At 75.2% G+C, this 11,775-nt stretch carries 2 protein-coding genes and 1 pseudogene; all 3 read right to left on the bottom strand.

What is annotated here, in order from left to right:
- Positions 1–772, bottom strand: a pseudogene (locus tag IG94_RS0137430) (beta-ketoacyl synthase N-terminal-like domain-containing protein); the annotation flags it as partial.
- 48 nt (positions 773–820) lie between these two features.
- Complete coding sequence (locus IG94_RS0137425; RefSeq protein WP_043485717.1) at positions 821–6,346, bottom strand: type I polyketide synthase; 5,526 nt, start codon at positions 6,344–6,346, stop codon at positions 821–823.
- Between the two features lie 28 nt (positions 6,347–6,374).
- On the bottom strand, positions 6,375–11,753 hold the full coding sequence (locus IG94_RS0137420) for an SDR family NAD(P)-dependent oxidoreductase (protein ID WP_169752441.1): 5,379 nt from the start codon (positions 11,751–11,753) through the stop codon (positions 6,375–6,377).
- Positions 11,754–11,775: the final 22 nt, after the last annotated feature.

The following is an 11,775-nucleotide window of genomic DNA, read 5'->3' as shown; positions in this document are numbered from 1 at the left end:
CGCCCCGTCCTGATTCACCGCACTGCCCCGCACCACCGCCAGCACCCGATGCCCACGCCGCCGCGCATCCGACAACCGCTCCAACAACACCAGACCGACGCCTTCGGAGAAGCAACGACCGGCACGCCAGATGAATCGCCACCAACGACGACGAACACGCCGTGTCCACCGTCACCGCCGGCCCCTCCAACCCCAGCGAATAGGCGATCCGCCCCGACGCCACGCCACCGGAGATCCCGGTTCCCTGGTATCCGTCGATGGTCTCCAGGTCCGAGGCCGCCCAAGAGATGTAGTCGTGCTGGATGACCCCGGCGAACACACCCGTCCGGCTTCCTTTGAGGGAGTCAGGGGCGATGCCCGCCTGTTCGAAGGTCTCCCACGCCGATTCGAGCAGCAGGCGCTGCTGGGGGTCCATCGACTCGGCCTCGCGGGGACTGATACCGAACAGCGAGGCGTCGAATTCGTCGGCGTCATAGAGGAAACCGCCGCTGCGCGCGGAGGCCTTGCCCGGAGCGTCGGGGTCCGGGTCGTACAGACCGGGTACGTCCCAACCGCGGTTGTCCGGGAAGGCGCCGATGCCGTCGCGTCCCTCCGCCACCAGGCGCCACAGCTCCTCCGGGGAGTTCACCTCCCCCGGGAACCGGCAGGCCATGCCGACGACCGCGACGGGCTCCGAATCCCTGGCCTCCAGGTCCTTCAGCCTCAGACGGGTGTCGTTGAGTTCCCCGCTGACACGCACCAGGTATTCGCGCAGCTTGCCGTTCTCATCCATGGATCGCCTTTCACCCCGCTACGGAAAAGAAATTCGGACGGCGTCGGATCACGTGCCCAACTGCTTGTCGACGAACTGCAGCAGTTCCTCGGTGGACGATGAATGCAACTGCTCCACGAGATTCGCCCCGCGCACCTCCTCCGACGGCGCGCCCGGGGGTGCGGAAAGACTCCTGAGCCGCTCCGTCACGCGTGCGCGCAGCGGGTCGTCGGGGGCCAGCCGCGCCAGGGACTGCTCGATCCGGTCGAGGTCCTCCACCAGTCGGCCGGGGTCCTGTCCGGTGCCGGGGAGCAGTTCGCCGCGCAGGTGACGGGCGAGGGCGGCCGGGGTGGGGTGGTCGAAGGTGAGGGTGGCGGGGAGCCGCAGGCCGACGGCCCGGGCCAGCCGGTTGCGCAGTTCCACGGCCGTCAGGGAGTCGAAGCCGAGTGCGGTGAACGGTTCGTCGATGTCCACCGCGGCCGTCCGGGAGTGCCCGAGGACCGAGGCCACCTGCCGGCGCAGCAGGTCCTGGAGCCGGCGTTCCTGCTCGGCGGGCGGCAGTGCGGTCAGCCGGTCCCGCAGGTCCCCGGCGTCGTCCCCACCGCCGCCGTCTCCGCTGGCGGCGGTGGGGCGCGCGGTCGGTACCGCGGCCGCCTGCTCCCGCAGCAGGGGCGGCACCGCGCCGGTCGCGGCGGGCCCGGCCAGGGCCAGCTTCACCGGGACCACGACCGGCAGGTCGTGCGTGAGCGCCGCGTCGAACGAGGCGAGGCCCTCGGCCGCGGTCAGCGGCGCCACTCCCCGGCGTGCCAGCCGTTCCCGGTCGGTCGCGTTCAGCCCGCTGGTGAGTCCGGCGCTCTCGCGGACCCGCTCCCACCAGCCCCAGGCCAGGGAGGTCCCGGGCAGTCCGGCGGCCCGGCGGGAGCGCACCACGGCGTCCACCGTCTGGTTGGCCGCGGCGTAGTTGGCCTGTCCGGGGGTGCCGAGCACGCCCGCCGCCGAGGAGAACACGGCGAACAGCGCCAGGTCCGCCGAGCGGGTCAGCTCGTCCAGGTGGCAGGCGCCGTCGACCTTGGCGCCGAACACGTGCCCCACGCGCTCGCGGTCCAGGGCCTGGAGCACACCGTCGTCCAGCGTCCCGGCCGTGTGCACGACCCCCGTCAGCGGTCGTTCCGGCGGGACCGACGCCAGCAGGTTCTCGACGGCTGCCCGGTCGCCGACGTCGCAGGCGGCGAGGGTGACCCGGCACCCGGCGCTCTCGAGGTCGGCGCGGAGCCGGTCCGCGCCCGCGGCCCGGTCGCCCTGCCGGCTCGCCAGCACCAGGTGCCGGGCGCCGTACCGTTCCACCAGGTGGCGGGCGATCAGACCGCCCAGGTCGCCGGTCCCGCCGGTGACGAGGACCGATCCCTGCGGATCGAGTCCGGGGCGGCGGTCGCCCTCGCCGGTGAGGCGGGTCAGCCGCGGTGCGCTCAGCTCGCCGCTGCGCAGCGCGAGCTGCGGTTCGCCGGCGCCGAGCACGGCCCGCCACGGCACCTCGGCCGGTTCCGTACCGGCGGCGACGTCGAGCAGGAGAATCCGGTCCGGGTTCTCCGACTGGGCCGAGCGCACCAGTCCCCAGACGGCCGCGCTTCCCCAGTCCACGGCCTCGCCGGGCTGTGCGGCGACGCCGTCGCGGGTGAGGACGACGAGCCGGTTCTCGGCGCGGGCGTCGTCCGCCAGGAACCGCTGGACCGCTTCCAGGGCCGCGCAGGCCGCGTCGCGTGCGCCCTCGGCGTCGGTCGCGCGGGGGGCGCTCCACACCGGCACGGCCCGGCGGTCGCCGGGGACCGGCCCGTCGGACTCCGTCGGCCAGGGCGCCCAGGCCGGGTCCGCGGTCCCCTCCTCCGCTCCGGCCCGCGCGAGGTCCGCCGTGTCCACCGTCACCCAGGTCTCGCGCAGCAGGTGGGCCCGGTGCGCGGCGGCGGGAGCCACCTCGGCGGGCAGCGGACGCAGTGTCAGTCCGCCGGCCGTCAGCACCGGGACACCGGCCGGGTCGGCGGCCCGTACGCGTACCGCGCCGTTCGCGCCGGGGGTGAGGGACACCCGGAGCCGCACGGCGCCCACCGCGTGCAGGCGTACGTCCGCCCAGGCGAACGGAACCCGGGGAGGCCCCTCCGTCATGCCCGGCACCACGCCTCCCAGCGCCAGGGCGTGCAGCGCGGCGTCGAGCAGGGCCGGGTGCACGCCGTACCCGGCCGGGTCCCCTCCCCCGGCGTCCGGGAGCGCGACCTCGGCGAAGACCTCCTCGCCCCGGCGCCACACCGCCTCCAGCCCCCGGAACAGCTCCCCGTACTCCAGGCCGCGCCCGGCCAGTTCCCCGTACATCCCGTCCAGCGGCTCGGGCCGAGCCCCGGCGGGCGGCCAGGACGTGAAGTCGCCGTCGGCCGTGGGCCCGGGAATGCCGTGCTCCGGTGGCCGTACGACGCCGGAGGCGTGGCACACCCAGTCCGCGCCCCCGCTCTCGGGACGGGCGTGGACCAGGACCTCGCGCGCACCGTCCACGGCGGGCCGCACCACGATCCTCAGCAGCGTCGCGGTGGTCTCGTCGAGCACGAGCGGCGTCCGGACCACCAGTTCCTCCACCAGCGCGCAGCCGGCGAGGTCGGCGGCGCGGATCACCATCTCCACCAGCGCGGCACCGGGCACGAACACCTGGCCGAGCACCCGGTGCTGCGCCAGCCACGGCACGTCGCGCACCGACAGCCGCCCGCCGACCACCACGCTCCCGGACTCGGGGTCCTCCAACGCCGCGCCGAGCAGCGGATGGTCCAGCCCGGTGAGACCGTGCGCGGCCAGGTCCCCGGCCGCCGGGCCCGGGTCGAGCCAGTAGCGCCGGCGCTGGAACGCGTAGGTGGGCAGAGTCCGGCACCGCTCGTCCGACCCGGCGAACACCGATGCCCAGTCGACGTCCACTCCCTCGACGAAGAGTTCTCCGGCCGACCGCAGGAACCGTTCGAGTCCGCCCTCGCCGCGGCGTATCGTGCCGCTGACGCAGACCGGGCGGTCAGCGACGGTGTCCTCGACGCTCGCGGTGAGCACCGGGTGGGGGCTGACCTCGACGAACGCGTCGAATCCCCGCTCCGCCAGTGTCTGGACCACGGGGGCGAACCGCACCGGCTCGCGCAGGTTGCGGTACCAGTACGCCGCGTCGAGGCCGGTGCCGTCGGCGGCCTCGGCGGTGACGGTCGAGTAGAAGGGGATCTCCCCGGGACGCGGTCGCACGGACGTGAGCGCTTCGAGGAGGTCGGTCTCCACCGCCTCCACGTGGCCGGAGTGGGAGGCGTAGTCCACGGGGACCCGGCGTGCCCGTACGGAGTCCTGCTCGCAGGCGGCGAGGAGTTCCTCCAGTGCGTCGGTGTCGCCGGAGACCACGACCGACCGCGGCCCGTTGACCGCCGCCACACCGAGCCTGCCCTCCCAGTGCCGGAGCCTTTCCCGCGCCTCCTCGGCGGGGAGGGCGACCGAGACCATGCCGCCCTTGCCGGACAGCCGCGCGAGCAGCCGGCTGCGCAGCGCCACCACCGCGGCGGCGTCCTCCAGTGACAGGATCCCGGCCACGCACGCGGCGGCGATCTCTCCCTGCGAGTGCCCGATCACCGCGTCCGGGTGGACCCCCGCCGAACGCCACAGGGCCGCCAGGGAGACCATCACCGAGAAGAGCACCGGCTGGACCACGTCCACCCGGTCCAGTCCCGGGGCCCCCGGAGCGCCGCTCAGCACGTCCGTCAGGGACCAGTCGGCGTGGGGCCGCAGGGCGTGTCCGCACTGGAGCAGCCGGTCGCGGAACGCCTCCGAGGCGTCGGCGAGTTCCAGCGCCATGCCCTCCCACTGCGCCCCCTGGCCGGGGAAGACGAAGACCGTCCTGCGGCCCTCGGGGGCGGGTGCCCGCTCGGCCGTCACGGCGTCCGGTCCCGGTTCGCCCCGCCGTACCGCTTCGAGGCCGGCCAGCAGTCGCTCGCGGTCGGTGCCCAGCACCACCGCCCGGTGGCCGAGCCGGGCCCGGCCGGCCGCGAGTTCGTGTCCGACCGCGGCGGGCGACGGCGACGGGTGCTCCTCCAGATGGGTCCGCAACCGTCCGGCCTGTGCGCGCAGCGCCTCGGGGGTGTGTCCGGAGACGACCCACGGCACCACCGGCACGGAACCGGGCTGTTCGACGGCGGTGTCCGGGGCCGCCTCCGGTGCCTGCTCCAGCACCAGGTGGGCGTTGGTGCCGCTGATGCCGAACGACGACACCGCCGCGCGGCGTGGCCGGTCCGTCCGGGGCCAGTCGGTCGCCTCGGTGAGCAGTTCCACCGCCCCCGCCGACCAGTCGACGTGCGGGGTGGGGGCGTCGACGTGCAGGGTGCGGGGCAGCAGACCGTGCCGCATGGCCTGCACCATCTTGATCACTCCGGCGACTCCCGCCGCCGCCTGCGTGTGTCCGATGTTCGACTTCAACGACCCGAGCAGCAGCGGACGTTCGGCCGGCCGGCGCTCTCCGTAGGTGGCCAGCAGGGCCTGGGCCTCGATCGGGTCCCCCAGCGTCGTGCCGGTGCCGTGCGCCTCCACGGCGTCCACCTGGTCCGCGGTGAGGCGTGCGTGCGCGAGTGCCTGGCGGATCACCCGCTGCTGCGCGGGGCCGTTCGGCGCCGCCAGTCCGTTCGACGCACCGTCCTGGTTGAGCGCGCTGCCACGGACCAGTGCGAGCACGGGGTGTCCGTTGCGCTCAGCGTCGGACAGCCGCTCCAGGAGCAGCAGGCCGACGCCCTCGGAGAAGTTCGTCCCGTCCGCCGCCGCGGCGAAGGCCTTGCACCGGCCGTCGGGGGCGAGTCCCCGCTGGCGGCTGAAGGCGACGAAGGCGGTGGGTGTGGCCATGACCGAGACCCCGCCGGCCAGGGCCAGGGTGCTCTCGCCCGACCGCAGCGAGTGACACGCCAGGTGGATGGCGGTCAGCGAGGACGAGCACGCCGTGTCGACCGTCACCGCGGGCCCTTCCAGGCCCAGCGAGTACGCCACCCGGCCGGAGATCACGGAGGAGAAGACGCCGGTGGGGATGTAGCCTTCGGTCTCGCCCGAGGCTCGCGCGAGCAGGGTGCCGTAGTCGTGGTCGTAGCTGCCGGTGAAGACGCCGGTCCTGGTGCCGTGCAGCGAGGACGGGTCCACGCCGGCCCTTTCCAGGGTCTCCCAGGCGGTCTCCAGGACGAGTCGCTGCTGGGGGTCCGTGGCCAGGGCTTCGCGGGGGCTCATGTTGAACAGGGCGGCGTCGAAGTCGCCCGCGTCGTAGAGGAACCCGCCTTCCCGGCCGTAGCTCTTGCCGGGCACGTCGGGGTCGGGGTCGTAGAGGGACTCCAGGTCCCATCCCCGGTCCGCCGGGTAGCCCGAGATCGCGTCGGTCCCGTCGGCCACCAGCCGCCACAGGTCGTCCGGGGAGGCGACGCCGCCGGGGTATCGGCAGCCCATGCCGACGACGGCGACCGGCTCGTACCGGTCGGACTCGGCCTCCTGCAGCCGCTGCCGGGTCCGGCGCAGGTCGGCTGTGACGCGGCGCAGGTAGTCGCGGAGCTTCTGTTCGTCCGACATCAGGGTCCCCCAAGCTCAGCTCTGCCGGTCAGGAAAGTCCGAGTTCGTTGTCGATGACCGCGAAGACCTCGTCGTCGGTCGCGGAATCGAGGTCGCCGCCGCTCGGTTCCGCGGGGTTGTCCGCGGGCGACCACTGCCACAGGAGGCTCTCCAGACGGGCCCGTACCGGCTGTGCCTCCTGCGGTGGGATGCCGGAGAGCGCCGCCTCCAGCCGTTCGATGTCCCCCAGGACCGCGCGGAGCGGGTCGTCGTTCCCGCTGGGCGGCGCGAGCCGGACGTGCAGGTGGGTGGCGAGCGCGGTGGGGGTGGGGTGGTCGAAGACGGCGGTCGGGGACAGCCGCAGCCGGGTCGCCGTGGTGAGGCGGTTGCGCAGTTCGACTGCCGTGAGGGAGTCGAACCCCATCTCCTTGAAGGGCCGGCCGGCGAGGATGCCGTCCGCGGTGGGCCGGCCGAGCACCGCCGCGGCGTGTCCGCGGACGAGGGTGAGCAGGTGGTGGTGCTGCTCCTGGGGGGCGAGCGCGGCCAGTTCGGCCGTGGGGTCGCCCGCGTCCGTGCCCTTCGCGGCCGTCCGGCGCTTCGGTGCGCCGGTCAGGTTCCGCAGCACGGCCGGCACGGTGTCCGGTGCGGCGGCCGGGTCGAGAGGCGCCGCCAGGAGGAACGGCTGATCGAGCCGGAGTGCGGCGTCGAACAGCCGCAGCCCGTGCTCCGTGGCGAGCGGGCCGAGCCCGGTCTGCCCGGCGACCCGGTCGCGCTGTGCGGCGTCCAGGTGCCCCGTCATCCCGCTGGCCTCCTCCCACAGCCCCCAGGCGAGGGAGGTGGCGGGCAGCCCGAGCCGGCGCCGGTGGTGGCTGAGCGCGTCGAGGAAGACGTTGGCGGCGGCGTAGTTGGCCTGGCCGGGGTTGCCGAGGGTGCCGGCCACCGAGGAGAACAGGACGAAGGCGGCCAGGTCCAGGTGCTCGGTGGCCCGGTGGAGGTTCCAGGCGGCCTCGGCCTTGGGACGGGACACGGTCCGCAGCTGCCCCGGCGTGAGGTTCTCCAGCACGGCGTCGTCCAGGGCGCCTGCCGCGTGGACGACCGCGGTGAGGGGGTGGGCGGCCGGGACCGCGGCGAGCAGCGCGTCCAGGGCCGTGCGGTCGGCGATGTCGCAGGCGGCGAGGGTGACACGGGCGCCGAGGCCGGTGAGTTCGGCGTCCAGCCGCCGGGCGTCCGGCGCGTCGGGGCCGCGCCGTCCGGCCAGCAGCAGGTGGCGGACACCGTGCCGGGTGACCAGGTGGTGGGCGACGATGCCGCCCAGGGTCCCGGTGCCGCCGGTGATCAGCACCGTGCCGTCGGTGTCGAGGACCGGTGGCAGGTCGAGGGTGACCTTGCCGGTGTGCCGGGCCTGGCCGAGATGGCGCAGGGCCGCGCGGGTCCGGGACAGCGGCCAGCTGGTGGCGGGCAGCGGCCGGAGGGCGCCGGCGTCGAAGAGGCCGCCGAGGACGGTGAGCGTGTCGTGGATGTCGTCGGGGTCGGCTTCCAGCAGGTCGAAGGCGGTGTAGGCGACGCCGGGGTGGGCCGCGGCGACCTCCGCCGCGTCGCGGATGTCGGTCTTGCCCATCTCGACGAACCTGCCGCCGGGGGCCGTGAGGCGCAGGGAGGCGTCGACGAACTCCTGGGCCAGCGAGTTCAGTACGACGTCCAGTCCGCCGGGCGACCGGCTGCGGAAGTGGTCCTCGAAGTCGAGGGTGCGCGAGGAGGCGATGTGGTCGTCGTCCAGCCCCAGCGCCCGCAGGGTGTCCCATTTCGGCGGGCTGGCGGTGGCGTAGACCTCGGCGCCCAGGTGCCGGGCGAGTTGCACCGCGGCCATGCCGACCCCGCCGGTGCCGGCGTGGATCAGTACCTTGTCGCCGGGGCCCGTGGCGGCGACGCGGACGAGGCAGTGGTAGGCCGTCAGGAACGCCGCCGGCACGGTCGCCGCGTCGGTGAAGGACCAGTGCTCGGGGACGCGGCCCACGAGGCGGTGGTCGGCCACCCGGACCGGACCGATGCCGCCCCGCGGGAACATGCCCATGACGCGGTCGCCCGGAGCCAGGCCGGGGACCTCGGGGCCGACCTCGGTGACGACACCGGCGTCCTCCCCGCCGATGGGTGCCTTCACCGGTACCAGTCCGAGGGACACCATGACGTCCCGGAAGTTGAGACCGGCCGCCCGGACCGCGATCCGGACCTCGCCGGGGCCGAGGGGCGCGCTGCCGTCGTCGCGCGCGGTCAGGGTGACCTGGTCCAGAGTGCCCCCGCTGCCGTTCGCCTCCACCTGCCAGTCGGTGTCGCCGGCGGGCGGGAGCAAGGTGTCCGCCCCGGTGGCGGGGGCCAGCCGGGCGGCGCTGAGGTGTCCGGCCCGGACGGCGGTCTGGGGCTCGTCACCGAAGAGCACGGCGTGCGGGAGCCGGTGCGGAACCGAGGTCCACAGATCCGGGGTGTCGCAGTCCAGCAGCAGGAAGCGGCCGGGGTTCTCCGCCTGGGCGCTGCGGATCAGCCCCCACACGGCGGCGTGCGCGGGGTCGACGGGGTCGGCCGGCTCGACGGCCACCGCGCGGGTCGTGGCGAGGACCAGGCGGCTGGCGACCCAGCGCGGGTCGGCGAGCCAGTCCTGGACCAGTCGCAGCACGTCGAGGGTCACGGCCGCGGCCCGCTCGTGCTCCTCGGCGGCCCGCGGCGTCGGCACGACGGCGACCACCGTCTCAGGGACCTGCTCGTCGGGCTCTTTCGCCAGTGCGGCGGTCAGTTCGGACAGGCTGTCGTACCGGCCGTCGGCCGGGCCCGTGCCGTCCGGTGCGACGGCGCGGGGGCCACCGATCAGGGCGGTCGTCCGGGCCGCCTCGGCGCCCGGTGCCTCCTCGACGTCGAGAGGGTGCCAGTCCAGCCGGAACAGCGAGCGCCGGATGCCGTCCCCGCCGGACTCGGAGGAGGCCGCGGTCAGGGAGCCCTCCAGTGGCCGCAGCGAGAGCGCGTCGGCGGTGACGACCGGCCGGCCGGCCGGGTCGGTCGCCGTGAGCCGGACGGTACCGGGGCCGACGGGGGCGAGGCTCACCCGCAGGGTGTCGGCCTCGGTGGCGTGCAGGCGCACTCCGCTCCACGAGAAGGGCAGCACCACAGGGGCGTCGCCCCCGTCGCCGTCGGGCGCGACGAGGAGGGCGTGCAGGGCGGCGTCGAGCAGGGCCGGGTGGACGGCGTGTCCGGTGACGGGTGTCTCCGGGGCCAGCCGGACCTCGGCGTACAGCACGTCGCCGCGCCGATGGAGGGAGTGCAGGTTGCGGAAGGCGGGGCCGTAGCCGTAGCCCCGTTCCGCGAGACGCTCGTAGGCGTCGTCCGCCGTCACCCGTACGGCGCCGGGGGGCGGCCAGCGGCGGGACGCGTCGCGTGGGGCGGCCCTGCCGGGCCCGTCGTCCAGGAGGCCGGAGGCGTGGTGGGTCCAGGGCAGGTCGTGCGCGGCGCTCTCCGGGCGGGAGTGGATGTCGAATCGCCGGGGGCCGGTTCCCTGGCCGTCCCCGTGCCCGTCCCCGTTGCCGTCCCCGTCGTCGGACGCGGTGACGGTCAGGTGCAGGTGCACGGCCCGTTCGGGGTCGAGCAGCAGGGGCGCGTGCAGGGTGAGTTCCCGTACGTCGGGACGGCCGACGGCGTGCCCCGCCGTCAGGGCGAGGTCCAGGCAGGCGGTGGCGGGCAGCAGCGGTGTGCCGGCGACGGCGTGGTCGGCGAGCCACGGGTGCCCGTCGACGCGCAGGACACCGGTGGCGTGCCAGGCGCCGTCGGGCAGCACCGTGGTGCTGGCCAGCAGGGGGTGGCCGGCGGTGCCGAGACCGAGACCGGTGGCGTCGACGGCGCCCTCGGACGCGGCGAGCCAGTAGCGCTCGTGCTGGAACGCGTAGGTGGGCAGGTCGAGATGGGGGCCGTCGTGGTCCGCGGAGCCGAGCGCTCGCGACCAGGTCACGGGGGCGCCCCGCACGTGGGCGGTCCCGAGCGCGGTCAGGAACCGTGTCCAGTCCCCGGAGTCGCGGCGCAGGGTGCCCAGCGCCGTGCCCGGGTCCCGGTCGCCGGCGCCGACCGCCGACGCGCCCTGCGCCTCCTCCAGGATGTGCTGGATGCTCGGCACCAGGACGGGGTGGGGACTGCTCTCCACGTACAGGTCGTGGCCGTCCGCGTCCAGTCGCTCGACGGTGGACCGGAACAGGACGGGCCGGGTCAGGTTCTGGAACCAGTACTCACCGGTCAGGGCGGTGGTGTCGAGGAGGCCCCCGGTGACCGTGGAGTAGAAGGGGATGTCCGCGGCGACCGGGGTGAGTCCGTCGAGCGCGGTGCCCAGTTCGTCCCGCAGCACGTTCATGTGCGGGGTGTGGGAGGCGTAGTCGACGGCGACGGCCCGCGCCTCGACGCCGTCGGCCCGGCAGTCGGCAAGCAGCTGCTCCAGAGCGCCGGTGTCACCGGCGACCACGGTGGTGGCGGGCCCGTTGAGCGCGGCCACGTGGAGACCGGGACGGTCCGCGATCAGGGCTCGGACGCGTTCCTCGGACAGGGGCACGGAGGCCATCCCGCCCGTACCGGCGACCCGGGCCAGCGCCCGGGAGCGCAGCGCCACCACCTTGGCGGCGTCCGTGAGGCTGAGGGCTCCCGCGACGTGGGCGGCGGCTATCTCGCCCTGGGAGTGTCCGATCACGGCGTCGGGCCGGACCCCGTGCGCACGCCACAGCGCGGCGAGCGAGACCATCACGGCGAACAGCGCCGGCTGGACCACGTCGACCCGGTCCAGACCGGGGGCGCCGGGCAGGCCGCGCAGGACGTCCAGCAACCGCCAGTCCGTGTACGGCTCCAGGGCCCGCGCGCAGGCGTCGATCTCCGCCGCGAAGAGCGGTGACTCGCGCAGCAGCGCCTCGGCCATGCCGGCCCACTGGGGGCCCTGCCCGGGGAAGACGAACACGGTTCCCTTGGCGGGCACGGTGCGTCCCGTCAGGGTGCCGGGCGCCTCGCGTCCGGCGGCCAGCGCGTCGAGCCCGGCGGCGAGCGTGCCGGCGTCCTGTCCGACGGCCACCGCCCGGTGCTCGAAATGGGTCCGGCTGCCGCTGAGCGAGGCGGCGACCGCCCGGTGGTCGGTGCCGGGATGGGCGCGGACCCACGCGGCCAGGCGTCCGGCCTGGTCGCGCAGCGCCTCGGGGCTGCGGCCGGAGAGCGTCCACGCCGTGCCGCGGTCCGGAGCACTGCCGCGGGCCGCCCGGGGCCCGGCGGGGGCCGCCTGCTCCGGCGCCTGTTCCAGTACGAGGTGGGCGTTGGTGCCGCTGATGCCGAAGGAGGAGACGGCGGCGCGGCGGGGACGCCCCGTCTCCGGCCACGCCACCTCCTCCGTCACCAACCGCACCGCACCCGAAGACCAGTCCACCCGCGAGGACGGAACATCCACA

The sequence above is a fragment of the Streptomyces olivaceus genome, from assembly GCF_000721235.1.
Lineage (GTDB): Bacteria > Actinomycetota > Actinomycetes > Streptomycetales > Streptomycetaceae > Streptomyces > Streptomyces olivaceus.
This window is presented reverse-complemented; position numbering and strand designations above follow the sequence as displayed.